The organism is Lysobacter capsici, assembly GCF_014779555.2.
GTDB lineage: Bacteria > Pseudomonadota > Gammaproteobacteria > Xanthomonadales > Xanthomonadaceae > Lysobacter > Lysobacter capsici.
This window is the reverse complement of record NZ_CP094357.1, coordinates 3,969,190-3,992,060: the sequence shown is the minus strand read 5'-3', so window position 1 is coordinate 3,992,060 and position 22,871 is coordinate 3,969,190. Positions and strand designations below refer to the sequence as shown.

Annotated in this window: 24 protein-coding genes, 1 tRNA gene, 1 other RNA gene and 1 pseudogene; 18 read left to right on the top strand and 9 right to left on the bottom strand. The window is 68.6% G+C overall.

The features are described 5' to 3' along the window. Nucleotides 1–277: 277 nt before the first annotated feature. Complete coding sequence (locus tag IEQ11_RS16210; RefSeq protein ID WP_191822910.1) at nt 278–1,915, bottom strand: M48 family metalloprotease; 1,638 nt, start codon at nt 1,913–1,915, stop codon at nt 278–280. Nucleotides 1,916–1,918: 3 nt separating this feature from the next. Here IEQ11_RS16210 and IEQ11_RS16205 point away from each other — a divergent pair, with 3 nt between their 5' ends. From IEQ11_RS16205 to IEQ11_RS16185, 5 genes are all read left to right on the top strand, one after another. Further along, complete coding sequence (locus IEQ11_RS16205) at nt 1,919–2,119, top strand: hypothetical protein (protein WP_191822909.1); 201 nt, start codon at nt 1,919–1,921, stop codon at nt 2,117–2,119. Nucleotides 2,120–2,220: 101 nt separating this feature from the next. Continuing rightward, a complete protein-coding gene (gene grxC, locus IEQ11_RS16200) occupies nt 2,221–2,493 on the top strand; it encodes a glutaredoxin 3 (protein WP_036112064.1) in 273 nt (90 codons plus the stop codon). A gap of 246 nt (nt 2,494–2,739) precedes the next feature. Beyond that, on the top strand, nt 2,740–3,075 hold the full coding sequence (locus IEQ11_RS16195; protein ID WP_082124718.1) for a carboxymuconolactone decarboxylase family protein: 336 nt from the start codon (nt 2,740–2,742) through the stop codon (nt 3,073–3,075). A gap of 402 nt (nt 3,076–3,477) precedes the next feature. Next, nucleotides 3,478–4,491: an isocitrate dehydrogenase gene (locus IEQ11_RS16190; RefSeq protein ID WP_036112137.1), complete on the top strand. Its 1,014-nt coding sequence runs from the start codon at nt 3,478–3,480 to the stop codon at nt 4,489–4,491. A 326-nt stretch (nt 4,492–4,817) separates the two neighbouring features. Further along, a complete protein-coding gene (locus IEQ11_RS16185; RefSeq protein ID WP_096415043.1) occupies nt 4,818–6,164 on the top strand; it encodes a Na+/H+ antiporter NhaC family protein in 1,347 nt (448 codons plus the stop codon). 88 nt (nt 6,165–6,252) lie between these two features. On the opposite strand, the gene IEQ11_RS16180 is transcribed toward IEQ11_RS16185, so the two are convergent. Beyond that, nucleotides 6,253–7,659 carry a lytic transglycosylase domain-containing protein gene (locus IEQ11_RS16180; RefSeq protein WP_247024582.1) on the bottom strand — a complete coding sequence of 469 codons (1,407 nt, stop codon included), beginning with the start codon at nt 7,657–7,659 and terminating at the stop codon, nt 6,253–6,255. After that, nucleotides 7,656–8,456, bottom strand: coding sequence for a hydroxyacylglutathione hydrolase (gloB, locus tag IEQ11_RS16175; RefSeq protein ID WP_046657259.1), 801 nt, complete (start codon nt 8,454–8,456; stop codon nt 7,656–7,658). Before gloB ends, IEQ11_RS16180 begins: the two co-directional genes overlap by 4 nt. Nucleotides 8,457–8,703: 247 nt before the next feature. Here gloB and IEQ11_RS16170 point away from each other — a divergent pair, with 247 nt between their 5' ends. The 3 genes from IEQ11_RS16170 (at nt 8,704) to dnaQ (ending at nt 10,976) form a co-directional block, all read left to right on the top strand. Then, a complete protein-coding gene (locus tag IEQ11_RS16170) occupies nt 8,704–9,558 on the top strand; it encodes a methyltransferase domain-containing protein (RefSeq protein ID WP_191822908.1) in 855 nt (284 codons plus the stop codon). A 31-nt stretch (nt 9,559–9,589) separates the two neighbouring features. Then, nucleotides 9,590–10,060 (top strand): ribonuclease HI, encoded by a 471-nt coding sequence (rnhA, locus tag IEQ11_RS16165; protein ID WP_036112053.1) that lies wholly within the window; start codon nt 9,590–9,592, stop codon nt 10,058–10,060. A 184-nt stretch (nt 10,061–10,244) separates the two neighbouring features. Next, nucleotides 10,245–10,976, top strand: coding sequence for a DNA polymerase III subunit epsilon (dnaQ, locus tag IEQ11_RS16160; protein WP_096415040.1), 732 nt, complete (start codon nt 10,245–10,247; stop codon nt 10,974–10,976). 279 nt (nt 10,977–11,255) lie between these two features. Here the strand turns inward: dnaQ and IEQ11_RS16155 are convergent, their stop codons facing one another. Together IEQ11_RS16155 and IEQ11_RS16150 are read right to left on the bottom strand one after the other, a co-directional pair. Beyond that, nucleotides 11,256–11,960, bottom strand: coding sequence for a PP2C family protein-serine/threonine phosphatase (locus IEQ11_RS16155; protein ID WP_046657254.1), 705 nt, complete (start codon nt 11,958–11,960; stop codon nt 11,256–11,258). A gap of 544 nt (nt 11,961–12,504) precedes the next feature. After that, nucleotides 12,505–12,595 (bottom strand) — tRNA-Ser (locus tag IEQ11_RS16150). A gap of 183 nt (nt 12,596–12,778) precedes the next feature. Here IEQ11_RS16150 and IEQ11_RS16145 point away from each other — a divergent pair. After that, nucleotides 12,779–13,183, top strand: coding sequence for a DUF6165 family protein (locus IEQ11_RS16145; RefSeq protein ID WP_036112047.1), 405 nt, complete (start codon nt 12,779–12,781; stop codon nt 13,181–13,183). 40 nt (nt 13,184–13,223) lie between these two features. Here IEQ11_RS16145 and IEQ11_RS16140 read toward each other — a convergent pair whose 3' ends face one another. From IEQ11_RS16140 to IEQ11_RS16130, 3 genes are read right to left on the bottom strand one after another with little or no spacing between them, the layout of a single operon-like run. Beyond that, complete coding sequence (locus tag IEQ11_RS16140) at nt 13,224–13,805, bottom strand: hypothetical protein (protein ID WP_191822906.1); 582 nt, start codon at nt 13,803–13,805, stop codon at nt 13,224–13,226. Nucleotides 13,806–13,841: 36 nt separating this feature from the next. After that, complete coding sequence (ybiA, locus tag IEQ11_RS16135) at nt 13,842–14,399, bottom strand: riboflavin biosynthesis intermediates N-glycosidase (RefSeq protein ID WP_191822905.1); 558 nt, start codon at nt 14,397–14,399, stop codon at nt 13,842–13,844. A 26-nt stretch (nt 14,400–14,425) separates the two neighbouring features. Continuing rightward, nucleotides 14,426–15,502: a glycosyltransferase family 9 protein gene (locus tag IEQ11_RS16130; protein WP_247024580.1), complete on the bottom strand. Its 1,077-nt coding sequence runs from the start codon at nt 15,500–15,502 to the stop codon at nt 14,426–14,428. 22 nt (nt 15,503–15,524) lie between these two features. Between IEQ11_RS16130 and IEQ11_RS16125 the strand changes: the two genes are divergently transcribed. From IEQ11_RS16125 to IEQ11_RS16090, 8 genes and pseudogenes are all read left to right on the top strand, one after another. Beyond that, nucleotides 15,525–16,274, top strand: coding sequence for a 3-deoxy-D-manno-octulosonic acid kinase (locus IEQ11_RS16125; RefSeq protein ID WP_046657246.1), 750 nt, complete (start codon nt 15,525–15,527; stop codon nt 16,272–16,274). Nucleotides 16,275–16,301: 27 nt separating this feature from the next. Then, on the top strand, nt 16,302–17,060 hold the full coding sequence (locus IEQ11_RS16120; protein WP_036112037.1) for an MBL fold metallo-hydrolase: 759 nt from the start codon (nt 16,302–16,304) through the stop codon (nt 17,058–17,060). Between the two features lie 67 nt (nt 17,061–17,127). Next, nucleotides 17,128–18,159, top strand: a complete 1,032-nt coding sequence (moaA, locus tag IEQ11_RS16115; protein WP_281439886.1) for a GTP 3',8-cyclase MoaA — start codon at nt 17,128–17,130, stop codon at nt 18,157–18,159. A 43-nt stretch (nt 18,160–18,202) separates the two neighbouring features. Next, complete coding sequence (locus IEQ11_RS16110) at nt 18,203–18,886, top strand: phytanoyl-CoA dioxygenase family protein (protein WP_228464872.1); 684 nt, start codon at nt 18,203–18,205, stop codon at nt 18,884–18,886. Further along, a pseudogene (moaC, locus tag IEQ11_RS16105) lies at nt 18,883–19,359 on the top strand (cyclic pyranopterin monophosphate synthase MoaC); the annotation flags it as partial. The gene IEQ11_RS16110 and the pseudogene moaC, both read left to right, overlap by 4 nt. Before the next feature lie 209 nt (nt 19,360–19,568). Further along, on the top strand, nt 19,569–19,811 hold the full coding sequence (locus IEQ11_RS16100; RefSeq protein WP_191822903.1) for a MoaD/ThiS family protein: 243 nt from the start codon (nt 19,569–19,571) through the stop codon (nt 19,809–19,811). 3 nt (nt 19,812–19,814) lie between these two features. Further along, nucleotides 19,815–20,246 (top strand): molybdenum cofactor biosynthesis protein MoaE, encoded by a 432-nt coding sequence (locus IEQ11_RS16095; RefSeq protein WP_191822902.1) that lies wholly within the window; start codon nt 19,815–19,817, stop codon nt 20,244–20,246. Nucleotides 20,247–20,565: 319 nt separating this feature from the next. Next, complete coding sequence (locus tag IEQ11_RS16090; protein WP_191822901.1) at nt 20,566–21,531, top strand: YncE family protein; 966 nt, start codon at nt 20,566–20,568, stop codon at nt 21,529–21,531. A 176-nt stretch (nt 21,532–21,707) separates the two neighbouring features. On the opposite strand, the gene ffs is transcribed toward IEQ11_RS16090, so the two are convergent. Continuing rightward, nucleotides 21,708–21,804, bottom strand: an RNA gene (gene ffs / locus IEQ11_RS16085) — signal recognition particle sRNA small type. Nucleotides 21,805–22,099: 295 nt separating this feature from the next. Here ffs and IEQ11_RS16080 point away from each other — a divergent pair. Next, a complete protein-coding gene (locus tag IEQ11_RS16080) occupies nt 22,100–22,837 on the top strand; it encodes a metallophosphoesterase family protein (RefSeq protein WP_191822900.1) in 738 nt (245 codons plus the stop codon). Nucleotides 22,838–22,871 lie beyond the last annotated feature (34 nt).

Sequence of the window (22,871 nt, the reverse complement as noted above, 5' to 3'; positions counted from 1 at the left end):
GCGCAGGTTACATCGCGATGGCAGAACGCGGGTTTGGGGCGCCTGTGAACTGACTCACATTGATAGCGATCCCACGAAAGTTTGCCCACTTTGAAAAAGGGGGCGGCGCCTTGCGACAGATTGGTTTCTGTCTAGGGTGGCGGCGCGGGGGATTTGCTCTGGCTTTTCGCTTGCTTGGGCGATGCGAAGAGCCAGAGCAAATCCCCCCTGGCCCCCCTTTTTCAAAGGGGGGGAACTGTTCGGGCGGGAAGCGTGGGGCGTCGGGAGGTGGCCGGGCTTACTGCCGGCGCAGGTCTTCGTCGCGCACGCCCTGGCGCTTGAGTTCCAGCACGGTCGGGGTGATCGCGGCGATCCGCGCCTCGATCCGGGCGCGGGCGTAATAGTCCAGGTCGGGCTTGCGCTTGAGCGTGTTCAGCTGGACCAGCGCCTGCTCGGGACGGCCGCGCAGGTAGGCGGCTTCGGCATAGGCCTCGCCGGCGCGGATCGAGTCGCCGGCGATTTCGCAGGCGCGGGCGAAGGTCTGCTGCAGCAGCGGGTCGTCGCTGTGGTTGCCGAACAGCGGCCGCAGCACGGCCTGGGCGCGCTGGCCGGCGGCGGCGGTGCTGCGGTCGGTCAGCACCTTGGCGTAGCTCAGGGCGATCGCGCGGTTGTTCGGGGTCTGCCGCAGCAGCGCCTCGAAACGCGCGTCGGCGGCGGCGTTCTTGCCCGACTGGGCCTCGGCCTCGCCCAGTGCCAGGCTCAGCCACAGCTGGCCTGGGTGCTTGGTCAGCAGTTCGGTCAGCGCCGGGATCGCCGCGCCGGACTGGTTGTTGCGCATCCGCGCCAGGGCCAGGCCGTAGCGCTGGGCCTCGGTGTTGGCGCCGAGTTTTTCGTATTCGCGCACCGCCTCGCGCGGCGAATTGGCGCTGAACACCCGGATCCGCTCGCGGGCGTAATCGAACAGCCCGGTGCCGCCGGCGGTCAGCGCCTGGTCGGAGATCTTCAGGCCGCTGGGCAGCAAGGGGTTGTCGGTGCCGGTGGCGGTGTCGGGCAGGCTGAAGGGCACCTTGGGAATGCGCTCGACCCGGGTTTCGGTGGGCGTGGCGGTGACCGCGGTGACGCTGTTCTTGTTGGCGATCTGCTCGGCGCGTTCCTTGGCCTCACTGATGCGGGTGGTGGTGACCGGGTGGGTCATCAGGTAGTCGGGTGTTTCGCCGTACCAGTTGGCCGCATTGCTGCGCGAGACCACCTGCATGCGGCCGAAGAAGCCGGCCATCGCGCTGGTGTCGTAATTGCTGCGGTACAGGGTCTGGATGCCGATCCGGTCGGCCTCGGACTCGTTGGAGCGGGTGTAGTTGATCTGGCGCTGCTGCATCAGGCCCAGGCCGGAGGTGATCGCGGCCATGGTCGCGTCGTCGGTGGAATTGCTGCCGGCGCCCTGCGCGGCGACGATCGCGCCGAGCATCGCCAGCAGGATCGGCAACTGGTCGCGCTGGGCGCGCTCGACCCCGCGCAGCACGTGCTGCTGGGTGACGTGGGCGATTTCGTGCGAGATCACCGCGGCGACTTCGTCCTCCTTCTCGGCGGTCAACACCAGGCCCGAGTTGACTCCGATGTAGCCGCCCAGAGTGGCGAAGGCGTTGATCTGGCGCTCGCGCAGCATGAAGAAGGTAAAGGGCTGGCGCGGCTTGTCGCTGTTGGCGGCCAGGCGCGTGCCCAGGGTGTCGAGCCAGCTGTCGATCAGCGGGTCTTCGAGCAGGTAGTCGTAGTGGCGCAGCTGCGCCAGCATCATCGAGCCGTACTCGCGCTGCTTGGCCGGGGTCAGCAGTTCCGCGGCCGAGGAGCCGATATCGGGCAGCTTGTTTTCCTGCGCGCTCGCGCAGACGCTGCCGAGGGCGAGGGTTACAGCGGCGGTGAGCAGGGCGATGCGGCGCAAGCGATGAGTCCTCGGGACGGCGGTGGTGCGGACGACGACGGGCGGTGCGGGTACAGCATCGTGGCGGTCATCGCGCTGCGGTTCGGTGGCAGGATGCAGTCCGCCGCGATCGATGGCGTGAATGCGCCGTTAATTTCAATCGCAGCCCACCGCGAGAACGAACCCGAAGCGGAAAAACCGGCCGACCCCACGCCAGCGTACTGAGTCCGGCCGGACTGCGTTCCATCGGCGCGCTTTAAACTGCCCGACCGCACGCCCATATTTCGACCGCAACCCCTTTCAAGAGTTCAGGCAGGAGAACCGTTTTGAGCGACACCGCCCCCAAGCCGCAGATCGTCATCTATAGCACCGCGATCTGCCCGTATTGCGTCGCCGCCAAGAATTTCCTCAAGAGCAAGGGCCAGACCTGGAGCGAGGTGCGCATTGATCTGGACCCGGCCGAGCGCGAAAAGATGGTCGCGCTGACCAAGCGCACCAGCGTGCCGCAGATCTTCATCGGCGACACCCATGTCGGCGGCTACGACGACATGATGGCGCTGCACCGCGCCGGCGGGCTGGAACCGCTGTTCGCGGCCTGAGCGACGCCGTCGGGCGGCGTTCGTCGCCGCCCGCTTGCCTGCGCTGATGCCTGTTGATCCATGTCCGCCCGGGCGTGACGGTTCGCCGAAGAGCGCGCCGGACGGTTCGCGCCGATCGCCGCGGTCGCACCCGGCGGGCGTATTTCCCTTATTCGAGGAGCTTGTGTGAGCAACGACCGTACCGACGACAGCGCGACCCAGAACGAAAGCGACCGCGTCGCCGAATTCACCGCCTTCCGCAAGCGCATGAACGAACGCATCCTGGCCGAGCCGAATCAGGTCGTGCGGCGCTTCTTCGCGCTCGACACCCAGACTTATCAGGCCGGCGCGCTCGACGTGAAGACCAAGGAGCTGCTGGGCCTGGTCGCCTCGATGGTGCTGCGCTGCGACGACTGCATCAGCTATCACGTCGCCCAGTGCAAGGAGGCCGGGGTCAATCGCGAGGAAATGTTCGAGGCGTTCTCGGTCGGCCTGGTGGTCGGCGGCTCGATCGTGATTCCGCATATGCGCCGCGCGGTGGATTTTCTCGACAAGCTGGAGCAGGGCGAGGCCGCCGCGCCGGCCGGCCACGATCACGGCTGAGCCCGGTTTAGCCCCTGTAGGAGCGGCGCGAGCCGCGACCGCGACATCGCGCTTGCGTCGTAGCTGCGATGTCGCGGTCGCGGCTTGCGCCGCTCCTACAGGGGCTAGTCCGAAGCCCGCTCGCTGCGAGCAACTGGAGCGAGAGCTGGCCAGTCACCGCGGCTTCGGCGGGTCGAGTGGTATTCGGCCTCTTCGGTTGGTCCCAGCTCACGCCGCTCCTACAGGGGCCAGACCCACTTCCACCGCCCGGCCGCCATGCCGAATCGGGCCGCTTGACCACCCCCGACCATCGTCCAGTACTGCCCCGAATGCAGGGTTAAGCCGCTTCCGGCATAATTACGGGGCTAACACCTCGTGCGCCGCGCCGCCTGCGCCGCGCCCTTCAGCTGGAAGAACTCCCTCATGACGCAAACCATTACGGTCATCCGTGGCGACGGCATCGGCCCCGAGATCATGGACGCGACCCTGCACGTGCTCGACGCGATGAACCTGGGCCTGTCCTACGAATTCGCCGACGCCGGCCTGGTCGCGCTGGAAAAGCACGGCGAGCTGCTGCCGGCCGCGACCATGGATTCGATCCGCAAGACCCGCATCGCGCTCAAGAGCCCGTTGACCACGCCGGTCGGCGAAGGCTTCAGCTCGATCAACGTCGAACTGCGCAAGCGCTTCGACCTGTACGCCAACGTGCGTCCGGCCAAGTCGTTCCCGAACACCAAGTCGCGCTTCCCGAGCGGCGTGGACCTGATCACCGTGCGCGAGAACACCGAAGGCGCGTACATCGGTGAAGGCCAGTCCTTGTCGGAAGACGGCGAGACCGCGCTGCTGACCCAGAAGATCACCCGCCGCGGCTCCGAGCGCATCGTGCGCTACGCTTTCGACCTGGCGCGCAAGACCGGCCGCAAGAAGGTCACGGTGGTGCACAAGGCCAACATCCTGAAGTCGACCTCGGGCCTGTTCCTGAAGACCGCGCGCGAAGTGGCGCAGCAGTACCCCGACATCCAGTGCAACGAGATGATCGTGGACAACACCTGCATGCAGCTGGTGATGCGTCCGGAGCAGTTCGACATCATCGTCACCACCAACCTGTTCGGCGACATCATTTCCGACCTGTGCGCCGGCCTCGTCGGCGGCCTGGGCCTGGCGCCGGGCGCGAACATCGGCACGGACGCTGCGATCTTCGAGGCCGTGCACGGCTCGGCGCCGGACATCGCCGGCAAGGGCATCGCCAATCCCTGCGCCTTGCTGCTGGGCGCGGCGCAGATGCTCGACCATATCGGCCAGCCGGAGAAGGCGACCAAGCTGCGCGAGGCGATCATCGCCACGCTCGAAGCCAAGGATTCGCTGACCCCGGACCTGGGCGGCGAGGGCAATACGCTGTCGTTCGCCAAGGCGATCGCGAGCCGCGCGACGGCTTGATCGGCGGGTTATCGCTGAGATACGACGAGGCGCCTTCGGGCGCCTCGTTGCATTTGGGGGGGGCGGTCTGGTCGGCCCTCACCCCAGCCCCTCTCAGCTCTGCACTTCCTTCGGTCGCCGCAAGCGGGAGAGGGGCTTTGACGCCGCGGCCCCGCCGTCCCTTCTCCCGCTTGCGGGAGAAGGTGCCCGCAGGGCGGATGAGGGCACGCGGGCAGGAACCGCTCCCGTCCCCATGAACTCCCCCAAAGCGTTCCACCCTCGGCACTCGACACACGCCATGCTGCACTGCAAAATCGCGCCGTCTTAAAATCCATTCGGATGAAGCGATGAATGAGCCGCTCCGCCCCGGCACCCCGATCACCCCCAGTGCCCTGGCGCTGACGCCGCTGCTGCTGTTCCTGGCGCTGTTTTTCGGCGCCGGGCTGTATTTCACCGCCAACGGCGACGCGATGGGCTTCTACCAGCTGCATGCGCCGGTCGCGATCCTGCCGGCGCTGGCGCTGGCAGCGTTCATCGCCTGGCGGCGCGGGATCAAGCCGCTGGAAACCCTGCTGGGCGGCATGGGCGACCACAACGTCGTGCTGATGTGCCTGATCTTCCTGCTGGCCGGCGGCTTCGTCGAAGTGTCCAAGGCGATCGGCGCGGTCGATGCGATCGTGTCGCTCGGTGTCGGCAACGTGCATCCGGCGTTGTTGTTGCCGGCGTTGTTCGTGGTCGCCGGTTTCATTTCGATGTCGCTGGGCACCTCGATGGGCACGATCGCCGCGGTCGCGCCGATCGCGCTGGGCGTGTCGGACGCGTCGGGCCTGGATCGCGCGCTGGTGCTCGGCGCGGTGATCGGCGGCGCGACCTTCGGCGACAACCTGTCGGTGATCTCCGACACCGCGATCGTCGCCAGCCGCACCCAGGGCTGCACGATGCGGGAGAAATTCCGCGAGAACCTCAAGCTGGCGCTGCCGGCGGCGATCGCCACCTTGGTGCTGCTGGGCTTCCTCGGCGAAACCGCGCCGGTGCAGACGCCCGATCCGGTGTCGCCGTGGCTGATCCTGCCGTACCTGGTCGTGCTCGGGCTGGCGATCGCCGGCATCGACGTGATCATCGTGTTGAGCATCGGCCTGGTCATCGCCGGCTTGTTCGGCGTGTTCTTCGCCGAGGATTTCGGTTTCGCCGCCTACACCACGCATATCTGGGACGGCTTCGAGAGCATGGTCGAAATCACCTTGCTGTCGCTGCTGGTCGGCGGGCTGGGCGCGTTGATGAAAGCCGCCGGCGGCCTGGCCTGGGTGGCGCAGACCATCGGTAAGTTCGCGCGCGGCCATCGCAGCCGCCGCGCGGGCGAGATCAGCATCGCCGCGTTGTCGGCGACCACCGATGTGTTCACCGCCAACAACACCGTCGCGATTTTGATCAGCGGCGGCCTCGCGCGCGATGTGGCGCAGCAGCATGGGGTGCCGCCGGCGCGCGCGGCCAGCGTGCTCGACATCTTCGCCTGCGTAACTCAGGGCGTGTTGCCGTACGGGGCGCAGATTCTGTTGGCGGCGTCGTTGAGCAAGGTCTCGCCGCTGCAGTTGATCGGCAACGTGCATTACAGCTGGCTGCTGGGCGCGGTGACGATCGGGGCGATGCTGTGGCCGTCGCGGAAGCGGGCCCTCACCCCAACCCCTCTCCCGTAAACGGGAGAGGGGCTTTAGTACGGCGAGGCGTTGATGGCAGGGGTGAGGGATGCCGAAGGCATCGCAGATCACCGATCCATGCGAGCGACTATTTACCCGCCGGCTTGCCCGCATCGATCAACAGCGCCTGCCCCGGCTTGAGCACGGCATTGGCGGCCAAGCCGTTGCGTTCGAGCAGATCGGCGACGCGGATGCGATAGCGCTTGGCGATGGTCCAGGCGTTGTCGCCGCGGCCGACGGTGTGGCGACGCGCCTGCGCTTTCGCCGAGCCTGTATCGGCGACGGATTTTTCGCCAGCGCGCTTGCCATCGTCGCCGCGCGTAACCCGGTCGCGACCCTTGGCCGCAGGTTCAACCCGATCGCCCGTCACCGGACGCTCCGACGCCTCGACCGATCCACGCGTGCTCGTGATCGCGGTCGAAGCACTGCTCGAACCGCTGGCGACGGGCGCGCTCGGCCGGTCGCCGCCTGCGTTGTCGACGCTGGCCGGGTCGACAGCCGCCAGATCGATATCCGCCGCGCTCACGCCCGGCGCGCCGATCGCACTGGCCGCCACCGCCAGCAGCGGCGCGCGCTTGCCGGCGCTGCGGGCGATGCGGCCGTCGCCGAATACCGGGTTGAGGCGCTTGATCTGCGACAGGTCCTGGTCGGTGCGCGCGGCCCATTCGCCGATGCTGTCGATCTCGGCCGGCACCGTCACCGCGGCCAGCCGCGGCACCGGGCGATCGAGCGCGCTGAGCCATTCCTCGCGGTCGTCGGCCTGCTCCATCAGGCACGACAGCGCGTGCAGTTTGCGCACATAGGCCGTGGTGATGTCGGACAGGCCGGTCAATTGATCGTGGCGCACGTCGGCGATGCTCAGGCCGCTGCGCTTGACCGCGTTAAGCACGCGGTACTCGCCGGCGTTGTAGGCCATCACGGTCAACCGCCAGTCGCCGCCGAACATGCCGTGCAGGGTTTTCAGATAACGCACCGCGGCCTGGGTCGATTCGACCGGCGACAGGCGCCCGTCGTAGCCCTCGCGCATCGGCACGCGGTGGTTGCGCGCGGTCATCGCGATCATCTGCCACAAGCCGGCCGGGCCGGAGGGGCTGCGCGCGCCGGGCTTGTAGCCGCTCTCGACGAACGGGATCAGCGCGTACTCGGTCGGCAGGTGCGCTTCGCGCAGCGCGTCGACGACGTAGCCGAACAGCGGCAGCAGGTCGTCCTCGCGCGAGGCCAGGCGCTTGGGCGCGGTCGAGAAGTGCTGACGCCAGCGGCTGCTGACCCCGGGTTCGCAGGTCTTGTCGGCCAGGCCGTCGCGGAAGCGCTGGTAGATCTCGCGGCCGTTGCGACTCGGGCCGGTGCCCGGGTCGGGCGCGGCGACCGCCAGTTGCGCCGCGTCGGCGGCGATCGCCGGCGCCGACAGCGCCGCGCTCAGGCCCAGGCAGGCCGCCAGCGCCAGGCGCAGCGGCCGGCGCGCAGGGATGCGAACGCGGGCGTCGCCGCGTCTCACGCGCGGAACCCGTCCTTCCAGCGCCGCAATTCGGCGAAGGTTTCGGTCTCGTCGGCCGGCGCGCGGCCCAGCCGGGCGGCGATCGCGGCGATCACCGCCGGTTCGCGGGTGCGCAGGAACGGGTTGGTCGCGCGTTCGTCGCCGATCGAGCTGGGAAGGGAGGGACGTCCGGCGTTGCGCATGGCCTGGGCCTGTTCGATTCGGCGCCGCAGCGCGGGATTGGCGGGTTCGACCACGCTGGCGAAGGCCGCGTTGGACAAGGTGTATTCGTGGCCGCAGCAGACCCGGGTGTCGTCCGGCAGCGCGGCCAGCCGGGTCAGCGAGACCAGCATCTGGGCGGGCGTACCTTCGAACAGGCGGCCACAGCCCAGGCTGAACAAGGTGTCGCCGCTGAACACGATCCGGTCGGTGGCGCGGCCGCCGCGCTCGAGATGGTCTTGTTCCATGTAGTAGGCGACGTGGCTGCGGGTGTGGCCGGGCACGGCCAGGGCGGTCAGGCTCCAGCCGTCCACGTGCAGGCGGGTGCCGTCGCCGACCCGCGCGGTGGCGCTGGCGATGCGTTCGTCGTCCGGGGCGAACACCGGGATGTCGGGCCAGCGCTCGCGCAGCGCCGGGGTGCCGCCGATGTGGTCGTCGTGGTGGTGGGTCAGCAGGATCCCGACCGGGCGCAGCCCGTGCGCGGCCGCGGCCAGCACCGGCGCGGCGTCGCCGGGGTCGACGATCAGGGCCGATTCGTCGTCGCCCGACAGGGCCCAGATGTAGTTGTCGCTGAGGGCGGGCAGGGCGAGCAACCGCATCGTCGGACTCCTGGCGGCGCGCGGCCGGAGCCGTCGCGGTGGGCGGGGGCGCTCGGCTTGCCTGACCGGCGCCACGGGCGCACAGTCGGGGCGTCGCGGACCCATGCCATCCTGGGCCGTACCGAGCTTCCTTGGTAAACCTTCGGGGCCGCGCAATCGGAACCGAGATCGGGACCGCGGGCGCCGCCGTGGCTGCGCCGAATCCCGAATCCCCAATCCCAAATCCCGGCCCCACCGAGACGCGACCATGCCCGCCCTGTCCCACGGCCGTCAACCCGATCGCGAACCCGACCCGGCCCTGGCCTGGTTCGGCGAGGTGCCCGGCCACGGTCTGCTCGACGTCGAGTCGGCATCGATGGCGCGGGTGCTCGCGGCCAGCCCGAGCCTGCCGTGGGCCTGGTTCGGGGTCGCCGCGGCCTCGCCGCCGCTGGGCCGCGGGGTGGCATTGCGGCGCAGCGCCGACGGCTTCGACGGCGCGGTGCGCTGCCGGTTGCCGCTGCCGCTGGCCAGCGAGGCCTTCGGCGCGGTGCTGCTGCAGCACGTGTTCGACGACGGCGTCGACTGCGCGCCGCTGCTCAGCGAATGCGCGCGCATCCTCGCCCCGGGCGGGCGGCTGTGGCTGGCCACCCTCAACCCGTGGAGCCCGTACCGCCTGCGTTGGGCCGGCAGCGGCCTGCACGCGCGCGACGCCGGCCACTGGCAGACCATGCTGCGCGCCTCGGGCTTCGCCGCCGACCCGGTCAGCCTGCAGTGGCTCGGGCCGCGCTGGCGGGTCGCGCACGGCGAGGCCGGGGTCGGCGCGGCCGATGTGCTGCGCGCCGGGGTCGCCCTGACCCTGACCAAGCGCGTGCACGCCGCGATTCCGCCGGGCCGGCTGCAGCAACTGCGCTGGCAGACCGGGCTGGGCCAGGCCGGGCTGGCGAACGCCGGTCTGCCGCAGGCCGCCCAGAGCGGCCGGGTCGACAGCGGGCGCGGCGACGCCCGTCGGGGCGCATCCGTCCCATCCGCGACCGATCGCAACGACGCTGCGGCCGTGGCCCGAATCGCGCGGATCGCTCCGGACCGATCCGATGCGACCCGTGGCGGTGCGCAACAGCGATAATGCTCGGCCGTCGAAAGCGAGTAGCTGTTGCGTGAGCCAAACCACCTCCGAGCTCGATAAAACCGTAAGCATCCACACCGACGGCGCCTGCCTCGGCAATCCCGGCCCCGGCGGCTGGGCCGCGCTGCTGCGCTACAAGGGCCACGAGCGCGAGTTGTCCGGCGGCGAGCCCGACACCACCAACAACCGCATGGAGCTGATGGGCGCGATCATGGGCCTGGAAGCGCTCAGCGAGCCGTGCAAGATCGTGCTGACCACCGATTCGCAGTACGTGCGCAAGGGCATCACCGAGTGGATGAGCAACTGGGTCCGGCGCGGCTGGAAAACCGCCGGCGGCGACCCGGTCAAGAACCGCGACCTGTGGGAACGCCTGCACGCCGCGAGCCTGCGCCATTCGATCGACTGGAAGTGGGTCAAGGGCCACTCCGGCCAACCCGAGAACGAACGCGTCGACGTGCTGGCGCGCGTCCAGGCGGAGCGGCTCAGGGCCTATCGGCCCTAAGCCAGAAGTGAGTGGAGAGGAGTGAAGAGTGAGTACCAGTCCCCGCGGCTCCACTCACTTCTCACTGCTCTTCGGCCTCGAGCCGGACCACAAGTGAGTGCAGAAGAGTGAGTGTCAGCCCCCGCGGCTCTACTCACTCCTCACTCCTCTGAACTCGTTCCTAGCTTTTTGAGACAATCGGAAAATGCGTCAAATCATCCTAGATACCGAAACCACCGGCCTGAGCTGGGAACGCGGCAACCGCGTGGTCGAAATCGGCTGCGTCGAATTCGTCGAGCGCCGCCCGAGCGGTCGCACCTACCACCAGTACATCAAGCCCGATTGCGATTTCGAGGCCGGCGCGCAGGAAGTCACCGGCCTGTCGCTGGAGCGTCTGGCCAACGAGCCGACGATGGAGCAGGTGGTCGATGAATTCCTCGAATTCATCAAGGGCGCCGAGCTGATCATCCACAACGCGGCCTTCGACGTGGGCTTCCTCAACAACGAGCTGTCGATCTGCGGCCCGCAGTACGGCAAGTTGGCCGACCACGTTCCCAACATCGAAGACTCGCTGCTGCTCGCACGCCAGCGCTATCCCGGTCAGCGCAATTCGCTGGACGCGTTGTGCAAACGCCTGGGCGTGGACAATTCGCACCGACAGCTGCACGGCGCGCTGCTCGACGCCCAGTTGCTGGGCGAGGTCTACATCGGCCTGACCTCGGGCCAGGAAGAGATCGGCTTCGGCGATCCGGCCGCGATCGCCGCGCAGCAGAGCCCGGCGAGTTTCCAGATCGACCCGACCGCGGTGCGCCCGCGGGTGATCGTGCTCGCCGACGAATTCGCCGCGCATCAGGCGCGGTTGGAAAAGCTGCGCAAGAAGGCCGGCAAGTGCGTGTGGGATGCGTTCGATCCTCCGGCGGTGGTGGCCGAGGCGTAAGTCGCGCGATCGCGGCGGGCGTTCGGCGGTTCGATGGGTGGGTTGCGCCGGCCGTCGTGTTGGCGCGGTCGCGGCTTGCGCCGCTCCTACAGGGGGCGGTCGAAGCTTCGTTGGCTACCTGTAGGAGCGGCGCAAGCCGCGACCGCGAATCCGCAACTAACGCGCAAACAACGCCACGTGCCGGCGAGGCGCAAAAGCTCGGATATCCGTGGAAACAATTTCGCTGGAAAAATTTAGACGAAGATAAACCCGTCTAAATTTCTCCGCCGCCACCCAGCCTCAATGGCTGCGCACCAACACCACCGTGACATTGTCCGAGCCGCCGCCATCCAGCGCCGCGGCGACCAGCGAATCCACGCATTCCTGCGCGCTGCAGTCGTTGTGCGCCAACACCCGGGCGATGCTGCGGTCGTCGACTTCCTCGGTCAGCCCGTCGCTGCACAACAGCAACTGCATGCCCGGACGCAGTTCGCCGGTCATGGTCTCGACATTGAGGTTGCGCGGATCGGTCACGCCCAGCGCCTGGGTGACCACGTTGCGATGCGGATGGCTGCGCGCCTGTTCGTGGGTGATCGCGCCGTTGGCGATCAGCTCCTGCACATAGCTGTGGTCCTGCGACAACTGGGCCAGATGCCCGTCGCGCCACAGATACACCCGGCTGTCGCCGACCCAGGCCACCTCGAAGCGGTTGCCGTTGATGCGCGCGGCGACCACGGTGGTGCCCATCGGCAGGGCGTCGTTGCGCCGGCGCGAGGTGCGGATGATCTCTTCGTCGGCGATGCGGATGGCCTGGGCCAGACCGGTGCCGTTGCGGACCTCGCGCACGATCGACTCGCGCGCCAATGCGCTGGCGACCTCGCCGTATTCGTGTCCGCCCATGCCGTCGGCGACCAGCCACAGGCCGAGTTCGCTGTCACCGTAATAGGTGTCTTCGTTGAGTTCGCGGCGCAAGCCGACGTGCGTGAGGTGTCCGAATTCGATCATCTGCCGGTCAATGCCATTCGCTTCGTCGGGGTTGCCATTGCAGTAACGGAATCATCGCGGCACAACGGCCTGGTGACAAGAAAGCGTGATCCCTGCACGGCTTCATGCCCGAGATTCGATGAAGACCGCGTGTGTACCGGATCGGTGGAACCCCGCCTGGCAAGGCGTCGGCGCGAGGCCGGCCGCGGCATTTGCCCTGCATGGTGGCGCAAGTCGGATCTCGAGCCTGGCTCAGCGCGACCAAACCAGGCGTGAAGCGTGAGCGAAAGCGGTGGACGCCGAACGGTGGATCTGCGCGAAGTCCGCCGAAAAGTGCAGCCGATATGCGCAACGAATGCAGCCGACGTGAGTGCTCGGCGCAACAGCGCGATGCCGATCGGGTCGCCGCGGCCCGCGTCGCGGCGCAGCCAACCGCCACGGCGCGCAAAGTGGCTGCCGCCGTCGGCGCCGAAACAGCGCGATCGCCCAGGCCCGAACCATGCCGGGCCCAAGCGCGAAGGCCCCAAAACAACAAGGGCCCCGAAGGGCCCATGTCGTGCGTATCTGGCGGAGAGGGGGGGATTCGAACCCCCGGTACGCTATAAACGTACGCCTGATTTCGAGTCAGGTACATTCAACCACTCTGCCACCTCTCCGGGTGCAGTGAGCCGCGAATGATACGGATAGTCGCGACCGCCGACAAGGTTTCTCGCGCATCGGATCGATCCGGGCCCGTGGGGCACGCATCCGGCCCCGTGCCGCCCGGCCCGGGGGCGTCGGCTCGGGCGCCCGGCGGGGCTACACTAAGCGGCCCCCTGATTAGCAAACGGCGGCGTCCCATGTCCGAAATCCTGGTCCCGGTGTCCTTTGGCGAACTGCTGGACAAGATCTCGATCCTGCAGATCAAGTCCGAGCGCATGAGCGACGAGGCCAAGCTGGCCAATGTCCGCGCGGAACTGAGCGCGCTGGAACAGACCTGGATGGCCCATCCGGCCGCCGGCGGCGACATCGGACGCCTGCGCGCCGAGCTCAAGGCGGTCAACGAGCGCCTGTGGGTGATCGAGGACGATATCCGGATCAAGGAGAAGGCCCAGGCCTTCGACGCCGAATTCATCGCCCTGGCGCGTTCGGTCTACGTCGAGAACGACGTGCGCGCGCGGGTCAAGAAAGAGATCAACCTGGCGCTGGGCTCGACCTATGTCGAAGAGAAGTCCTACCAGGACTACGGCACCGGCGCGTTCTGATCGCGCCGGCCGGGCCGGGTGACCTGACGGCTGTCGTCGATCACCGCGGCGATTGGAAACCGGGCAGGGCGCGTTCGTAGCCGGCTTCGTGGCATTGCGCCGGATCGCTGGCGGCGTCCGGGTCGGCCAGTTCGTGCCAGTTGCGCGCGGCGACGGCGAAGCCCAGGTGCTGGAAACATTGCGCGTGCTCGGCGAAGGCTTCGTCGTCGTCGAACACGCGGTCGCCGATCAGCGCTTCGATCAGGCCGCGGCCTTGCAGCAACGCGAACTGGCCTTCGTTGTCGAACTTGACGATCGGCGCGGCGGCCAGCGCGGTGCGTTCGGGGCCGTGCCAATAGCCGAACAGATTGCTCTGGTCGTCTTCGGCGAAGAAGCTGATCCGCGCGCAGACTTCGTCGATCGCGACGATGTTGGCCGCGATCGAGGGATCGGCGCGCTCGGCTTCACTGAGGTAGCTGTCGGGATGGAGCAGGGTCGGCGCGTCGTCGGCGGCGAGCAGGCGATAGCCCAGGTCCGACAACGCGTCGTTGAAATCCTCGTCGCCGCTGTCGCGCAGGCGCAGCAGCAGGCTCAACTCGGGCGAAGGCGGGCCGTAGTCGTCGTCGATCGTTCCCAGGGGCATGGCGGTCTCGCGGGCTGGTAGTGGTTGACTAGCGTGTTATGCGGACGTTGCACGCAGGCGTTCGCGCACGTCCATCAAGGCGAAACCCAGCAGGTTGAGCCCTTGCCAGGCCTCCGGGCGGGTCGCATCGGGATGATCGGCGGCCAGGCCGATGCCCCAGATCGGATCGACCGGGCTGGCCTCGACCAGCACCTGTTCGCCGGTGTTCAGCAGGAAACCGCGCAGCCGCGGGTTCTGTTCGAACTTGGCCTGATTGCCGGCCACCACCAGCTCGTAGCGATGCGCGACCCAGCGCGCTTCGTCGAAGCCGGCGATCTTGCGGCCGAGCGCCTTGACCTTGGCCGGGTCGTCGCTGGCGACAATCCGCGCGTGGATCGCCTCGTCGCCGAACAGCCGCGCCTTGCCGGCCATCATCCAGTGCTCGGCGGTGGCGTAGCGCTGGCCGTCGAGCTCGAACGACGCCGGATACCACTGGCTGAAGCAGCTCTTGCCGACCTGGCCGGGCACGACCCGATGGCCCCAGAAACACAGATAGTCGAAGCGCGCGCCGGCGCTCAGCGCGGCCCGCAGGTCGGCGAGGGAACGTGGGGTCATGCAACAGATCCTTGTCGGTGCTGGGCTCAGGTGCCCGGGTGATCGGCGCGGTAGCGTTCGAACGCGGCGATGCCGTCGTCGACGCCGATCAGGTCCATGACGCCGTCGTGTTCGATCTTGGTGCCCCAGGCGATCTCGCTCGCGGGTTTGCCCAGGTACTTGCGCGCGGCGTCGTCGTAGCGGTCGGTGCAGTAGCGCAGGTCGCTGTACGGGCCGCTGCGCGCCGGGTTGCTGGCCGCGTGCAGGCCGAGCACCTTGGTGCCCATGGCGTTGGCGATGTGCATCGGGCCGGAGTCCGGGGTCATCAGCAGCTGGCCGCGTTCGAGCAGCGCCGGCAATTGCTTGAGCGTGTCCTTGCCGACCAGGTCCAGCGCCGGATGGCTCATCGCCGCCATGATCGCGTCGGTGGTGTCGCGTTCGAGCTGGCTGCGGCCGCCGCACATCACCACCCGCCAGCCGCGCTGCGCGGCGTGATCGGCGACCGCGGCGTAGCGCTCGGCGCGCCAGTTGCGCACGGTGTGGCTGGAGCACGGCGAAATCAGCAAGGTCGGCACGTCGTCCTGCGGCCACTGCGCACGCGCCCATTCGCGCGCCTCCGCCGGCACCGGCAGGTCCCAGACCACCTGGGTCTGGCGCAGGCCCAGCGGCTCGCAGAAGCTGCCGATCGCGTCGAGCACGTGGATGCCGGGGCGATCGGGAATGCGTTCGTTGACGAACAGACCGTGCAGGTCCTTGGAACGCGCGCGGTCGTAGCCGATCCGGCGCCGCGCCGGGACGAACGCCGACAGCAGATTGGCGCGCGCGGCGACCTGCATCTGCAGCAGCGCTTCGAAACGGCCGTCGGCCAGGCCCAGCGCGCGCAGCTCGCGACCGAGCGCGCGCATGCCGGCCAGCCCGCTCTTCTTGTCGTATTCGACGAAGCGCACGCCTTCGAGGCCTTCGAGCAGGCGCCGTTCGCCCTTGCCGATCACCCAGGTGATCGCCGCCTGCGGCCGCGCTTCGCGCAAGGTCCGCACCAGCGGCACGACGTGAGTGACATCGCCGAGCGCCGACAGGCGCAGCAGGCAGATGGTGGGAGCGGGACTGAGAGACGAATGGGTCACGTGACTTGTTAGACTCGGGCGGATGACGGGTTATGACGCCGCAGAAGGACTGACGCCGTACCGCGACGATAGCGGGTACGGCGCGATTCTGTTCGACCGCGCGCGGGTGCAGCAAGCCGCGCCGGACTGGTTCTCGCCCGCGCACTGGGGCGAAAAGGCGCGGCCGGTCGACAGCGGCGGCCGCGGCGGCGCCTGGTTCGTGGATGCGCCGTTCGGCCAGGTGGTGCTGCGGCGTTATCTGCGCGGCGGCCTGGTCGCGCGCTTCAACCGCGATCGCTACTGGTGGCAGGGCGCCAACAAGACCCGCAGCTTCGCCGAGTTCCGCCTGACCCGCGAACTCGCGCGCAAGGGCCTGCCGGTGCCGGTGCCGGTCGCGGCCTGGTACCGCCGCGACGGCCTGCATTACTACGCGGCGATCATGATCGAGCGGCTCGACGGCGTGCGCTCGCTGGCCGACCGCGCCGCGGTCGCCGGCGACGGTGCGCCGTGGGAGGAGGCCGGCCGGCTGATCGCGCGCTGCCACCGCGCCGGGCTGGACCACGCCGACCTCAACGCCACCAACCTGCTGTTCGACACCGCCGGCCAGGGCTGGGTGATCGACCTGGACCGCGGCGCGATCCGCATTCCGGCCACCGCCTGGCGCGAGCGCAACCTCGCCCGGCTCAAGCGTTCGCTGCTGAAATTGCGCGGTTCGCGCAGTCCCGAGCAGGTCGAGGCCGACTTCGGCCGATTGCGCACGGCCTATGAACGCGCCTGGGAACGTGGTTACTAAGTACTTGGGCGAAATAAGAGGGCTGGAATGACTTGGCGGCTGCGTCTGCACGGTGTCGGCAATGCGTCGGCGGTGGAACTGGGTTCGGCGATGGCGACGCTGGAACGCGACGGCGAGCCGTGGCTGACCGTCGACTGCGGCGGCGAGGGGCTGACCGCCTTTCTCGCCCATTACGGCCGCATGCCCGAGGCCCTGTTCGTCACCCATAACCATCTGGACCACATCGGCGGCTTCGAGCGCCTGTTCGTGGACCATTACTTCGACGAAACCCGGCGCGGCAAGGTCCGCCTGTACGTGCCGGCGCCGATCGTGCCGCTGCTGCACCAGCGCGTGGCCGACTACCCCAACGTGCTGGCCGAGGGCGGGGTGAATTTCTGGGACGCGTTCCAACTGATCCCGGTCAGCGGTCACTTCTGGCACCGCGGCCTGCGCATGGAAGTGTTCGCGACCCGCCACCACTGGCCCGACAGCAGCTTCGGCCTGCGCCTGCGCGGCAGCGCGATCTGGACCGGCGACACCCGGCCGATCCCGGAAATGCTGGCCAAATATGCCGATGCGGGCGAATTGATCGCCCACGACTGCGCGCTGGAGGGCAATCCCTCGCACAGCGGCATCGAGGACCTGGAGCGCGAATACCCGCGCGCCCTGCTCGAACGCTGTCTGCTGTACCACTACGGCAGCCGCGAAGAGGGCGACGCGCTGGCCGCGCGGGGGTATCGTGTGGGCAGGCCCGGCGAGGTCGTCGACCTCGCCGATCCCACCGCCGCGCAGGCGCCGTTCGATTGACGCGCCTGGCTTGAACGCCATCGATTGAGCGCCATTCGATTGAGAGCCACCGATTGAGAGCCTTCGTGTGAACGCCGTCCCAGGTCTGTCGCTGCCGTCGGTCCCGCTGGATCGCCAGGGCCGGCCGCTGCGCGATCTGCGGCTGTCGGTGATCGAGGCCTGCAATTTCCGCTGCCCCTACTGCATGCCGGCCGAGCGCGTGCCCGACGACTACGGCCTGGACGCGGCCTCGCGCCTGAGTTTCGACCAGATCGAGACCCTGGTGCGCGGCTTCGTGCGTATCGGCGTCAGCAAGCTGCGCCTGACCGGCGGCGAACCGCTGCTGCGCAAGCGCCTGCCCGAGCTGATCGCGCGGCTGGCGCGGATCGACGGCCTGGACGACCTGGCCCTGACCACCAACGGCTCGCTGCTCGCGCGGCATGCGCGCGCGCTGCGCGAGGCCGGCCTGCGCCGCCTGACCGTCAGCCTGGACGCGCTCGACCCCGACTTGTTCCGGCGCCTGTCCGGCGGCCGCGGCGAAATCGCCGACGTGCTGGCCGGGATCGAGGCCGCGCGCGAGGCCGGGTTCGCTTCGCTGAAGATCAACTGCGTGATCCAGCGCGGCGTCAACGAAGACCAGGTGCTGCCCTTGGTCGAACATTTCCGCGGCAGCGGCCACGTGCTGCGCTTCATCGAATACATGGACGTGGGCAACTGCAACGGTTGGAGCGAGCAGGGCGTGGTGACCTCGCAGGAACTGCGCGACCGCATCCACGCGCGCTGGCCGCTGCGCCCGCTCGACGCCAATTACCGCGGCGAAGTCGCCTCGCGCTACGGCTTCGCCGATGGCGGCGGCGAGATCGGCTTCGTGTCCTCGATCAGCGCGCCGTTCTGCGGCGACTGCCACCGCTCGCGGGTGTCCGCCGACGGCCGCCTGTACACCTGCCTGTTCGCCGCCGAGGGCGCCGATCTGCGCCCGGCGCTGGCCGAGGGCGAGCTGGCGTTCTCGCAGCATCTGGCCGCGTTGTGGACGCGCCGCAACGACCGCTACAGCGAGCTGCGCGCGATGGACGCGCCGCGTTCGAAGCGGCATGTGGAAATGTTCCTGATCGGTGGCTGAGGGTGGAATCGATCGCCTCGTGTGTCGCTGTCTTCGCAAGCGCATGACCGACAATCCGCTCGCGTCCGAAGGCTTTCAGCGGATCGGTAACGCGATCGGCTCGCGGGTTTTGGCGCGGACCGCGGCGCAACCCGAAGTCGCCGACAGCGGCGACGCCGATGCCGGCACCCGCGAACTGTTGCAACACGCCTGGTGCCGCGATCTGGTCGCGCGCCTGCGCGAGGGTTTGCGCGCCGCGCGGGTGCTGGACGACGACGCGGTCGCCGTGCAATGCACCCTGTTCCGCAAGAGCGAAGCACGTAACTGGAAAGTCGCCCTGCATCAGGACCTGTCGATTCCGGTCGCGCGACGCATCGCGCATCCGGCGTTGAGCGGCTGGTCGCTCAAGCAGGACCGGCATTTCGTGCAACCGCCGACGACGCTGCTGGAACGCATGCTCGCCGTGCGCGTGCATCTGGACGCCTGCGGCGCCGGCGACGGCCCCTTGCGCGTGGTGCCCGGTTCGCATTGTCACGGCCGGCTTAGCCCGGAGACGGCGCGCGGCCTGCGCGCCGCGCACGGCGAGGTCGAATGCACCGCGCGGCCCGGCGATCTGCTTATCATGCGACCGTTGCTGCTGCATGCCTCATCCAAGGCCGTCCGACCCAGCGGGCGGCGGCGGGTTCTGCATTTCCTGTTCGGCCCGCGCGACCCCGGGTTCTCACTGCGTTGGAGTCTGGCGATTTGAAACCCAAAGCTTCCCTGACCCACGTCGACCGCGCCGGCCGCCCGGCCATGGTCGACGTGTCGAACAAGGCGATCAGCACGCGCGAAGCCATCGCGCGCTGCCGCGTGCGTTTTCCCGCCGCGGTCGCCGCGCAACTGCGCGCCGATGGGCTGCGCAGCAAGAAAGGCGCGGTGATCGATACCGCGATCATCGCCGGCACCATGGCGGTCAAGCGCACCCACGAACTGATTCCGTTCTGTCATCCGCTGCCGATCGACGGTTGCCGCTTCGCCATCGACTGGGACGGCGCGAACAGCCTGTCGATCGAATGCGCGGTCAAGACCACCCATCGCACCGGCGTGGAAATGGAAGCGCTGACCGGCGCCACCGTCGCCGCGCTGACCGTGTACGACATGTGCAAGGCGCTGTCGCACGCGATCGTGATCGGCCCGGCGCAATTGCTCGGCAAGCGCGGAGGCAAGCGCGATTTTGGCCGTAGCGATGCGGTGGTTGCGGGCGTGCACGCGGGTGAGGCCGAATCGAAACGCGGTGCGGTCAAGCGGGTCCAGCCGTCGGCTGCGGCGTCCGCGGTCGCGGCGCCCAAGCGCGTCGCCAAGAAATCCGCGTCCGCCAAGCACGTAACCGCCAAGCCCGCATCGCGCAAACGCGCGGGCACGACGCGCGGCGCGCGAGGAGCCGGCGCATGAACCGCCTGACCGTGCTGTATTTCGCCAGCCTGCGCGACGCCGCCGGTGTCGCCAGCGAATCGATCGAGGCCGACAACGCCGACTTGCGCGGCCTGTACGAGACCTTGCGCGAACGTCACGGCTTCGCCCTGCCGGCGCAGCGCCTGCGGGTCGCGGTCGACGGCGCGTTCGCGCGCTGGGACGACGCGCCGCGCGCCGGCAGCGAAGTCGCCTTCATTCCACCGGTGTCGGGAGGCTGAGCGATGAAACGATTCGCCCTGTCGCCGCAGCCGTTCGAGATCGCGCCGCTGCGCGAACAACTGCTCAGCGCCCACGCCGGCGCCTACGCCAGTTTCGAAGGCTGGGTGCGCGATCACCACGGCGGCCGCGCGGTGGCCGGCCTGCGCTACGAAAGCTATGCCGCCCTGGCCGACAGCGAGGGCGAACGCATCCTGAGCGAAGCGATCGAACGCTTCGCCATCGTCGACGCGCGCTGCGTGCATCGCGTCGGCGATCTGGCGATAGGCGAACTCGCGGTCTGGGTCGGCGTCAGCGCGGCGCATCGCGATGCGGCGTTCGCCGCCTGCCGTTTCATCATCGACGAAACCAAGGGGCGGGTGCCGATCTGGAAGCATGAGCGCTATGCGGATGGGGAGGCGGGTTGGTTGCATCCAACGCCGCCAGAGGTAAGTTGACGGACGCAAGCGTTTCAAAGGTGCAAAGGACGCGATTGCTTGTGGTTAAGGCTTGAAGTCGCTGGATTCCCGCGTTCGCGGGAATGACGTCGGGTGAGATGTCGGCAATCTTTTCGATTGTCGGCTTCGGTACCTGCCCACGCCGATTCGTTCTCCCCAGCCGTCATTCCCGCGAACGCGGGAATCCAGCGACTTTCGTTGCCGAGACCGCGGCACATGAAGCGCCAGCGGCTTTGTTGTAGCGTCGGTCTTCCGTATCGTCAGACCGGTCGCGCGCATGTTCCGCCCACTGTGCTTGTGCTTGTTGCTCTGCGCTTCGGTGCCCGCGGTTTCGGGCGAGATTTTGGTCGGCAACAAAGCCGCCGACACCGTCTGGCGTCTGTCGCTGGACGACGGCCGCAAACTCGGCGAGTTCGCCACCGGCCAGGCGCCGCACGAGATCGCGGTCAGTCACGACGGCGCGATCGCGCTGGTTGCCAACTACGGCGGCAAGCAGGCCGGGCATACGCTCAGCGTGCTCGATCTGCGCGGCGCCGCGCCGCCGCGATCGATCGACCTGGGCGAACACGGCCGGCCGCACGGGCTGCGCTTTCTGCCCGGCGATCGCGAGGCGCTGGTCACCACCGAGGCGTCGAAACATTTGCTCCGCGTCGATATCGCCAGCGGCAAGATCGTCGCGGCGATCGCATTGGGCGAGGGCAAGGGCCACATGGTCGCGATCGCCGCCGACGGCAAGACCGCGTATGTGAGCAAGGTCGATCGCGGCACCGTCAGCCGCATCGACCTGACCAACAACAGCAAGACCGACGAGGTCGATGCCGGCAAGGGCGCCGAAGGCATCGCGGTGCGGCCCGGCAGCGACGAGGTCTGGGTCAGCAATCGCGACGCCGGCAGCGTGAGCGTGCACGACGCGAAAACGCTGGCGATCCGCGCAACCTTGCCGAGCCCCGGCTTCCCGATCCGGGTGGTGTTCACCGCCGACGGCCGCCACGCGCTGGTCAGCAATGCGCGCGCCGGGACGCTGTCGGTGTTCGATGCCAAGCGCAAGAAGCCGGTGACGACGATCGCGCTGCGGCGCGACGGCGCGGAGTATCGCGACACCATGCTCGGTCGCGCGGCATTGCCGATCGGGGTGATCGCCGATCCGAAGCGGCCGTGGGTGTATGTGGCGATCAGCGGCGGCGACGAGGTCGCGGTGATCGATCGCAAGCGCTGGAAGGTGATCGACCAATGGAAGACCGGGCGCGAGCCCGACGCGCTGGCGCTGTCCTTGGGGTCGGATTGATGGCGGCGCCTGATGGGCGTCGTGATCGAGATCGGCACTGAAGTTTGCGATGACCCAGTCGGACCTCAGCCCGATTCGCCACTAAAAACACTGCGCAAGCCCCAACTGGCGACCGTCACCGCCAGCCGCGCCCCGAATCCCTAATCCCCAATCCCGAATCCCCAAAAAGGTGGCGGCCCCGCAAGCGTGACTCCGGCGCCCGAATCGGTCGATACCGTTGCTGCCTTCCGGCCCTGGCGGGATTTTCAACTTATCGTCGCGGAGGCGCCAACGGGGCCACCATAGAGATCGCATACGCGCCGGAGCGCCATGCGGTGTCCGGATCGGAGGCGGTGGCGCCGGGGGCGTCGCCGTTTCCTTCCAGAGGGGCGGCATTCTGCCTGAAACCATCGCCGCGGCGCAATGCGCCCGCGCCCGGGCTGGCGATCGGCCCGCGCGGCAAGGCGTTGAGGCCGCGCGATTGCGCCGTCCGCGTGGCGGCGCGAGGCCTTTGCGGGCCCGCTCGTCCCCGCGTCGCGCAGTCCGATCATCGGGGCGACCGCGCTGTCGCAAAGGATAGAATCCCGCCATGCGCATCGCCGTCGTATCCGACATCCATGGCAACCTCGCCGCCCTCGACGCGGTGCTGCTCGACATCGAGCGCCGCGGTGCCGACAAGGTGGTCGACCTCGGCGACCTGCTGTCGGGCCCGCTGCAGCCGCGCGAAACCGCCGACCGCCTGATCGCGCTGGGCTGGCCGACCATCGCCGGCAATCACGAGCGGCAGGTGCTGACCGATCCGCCCGAGCGCATGAGCGAATCCGACCGGTTTGCGGCCGCGCAGATCCGTCCCGATCAGCGCGAGTGGATGCGCGGCCTGCCGACGACCCTGCGTTTGAACGACGAGGTGCTGCTGGTCCACGGCACCGCGCGCAGCGACCTGGAATGCTTCATCGAAACCGTCGACGCCGGTGGCATGCGCGCGGCCACCCCGGACGAAGCGGCCGAGCGCGCCGGCGACAGCGACGCCCGCGTGATCCTGTGCGGCCACACCCACGTACCACGCAGCCTACGTCTGGCCGACGGCCGCCTGATCGTCAATCCCGGCAGCGTGGGGCTGCAGGCCTACACCGGCGAACATCCGTATCCGCACCGGGTCGAAGTCGGCACGCCGCAGGCGCGCTATGCGATCGTCGAACGCAACGGCGACGGCGAATGGAACGCGCAGCTGATCGCGGTCGATTACGACTGGAACGCCGCGGCCGAACTCGCATTGCGCAACGGCCGCCCGGATTGGGCGCGGGCGCTGGCGACCGGACGGGTTTGAGCCGCGCGGTGGTATCGGCAAGCAAACAGTCGGG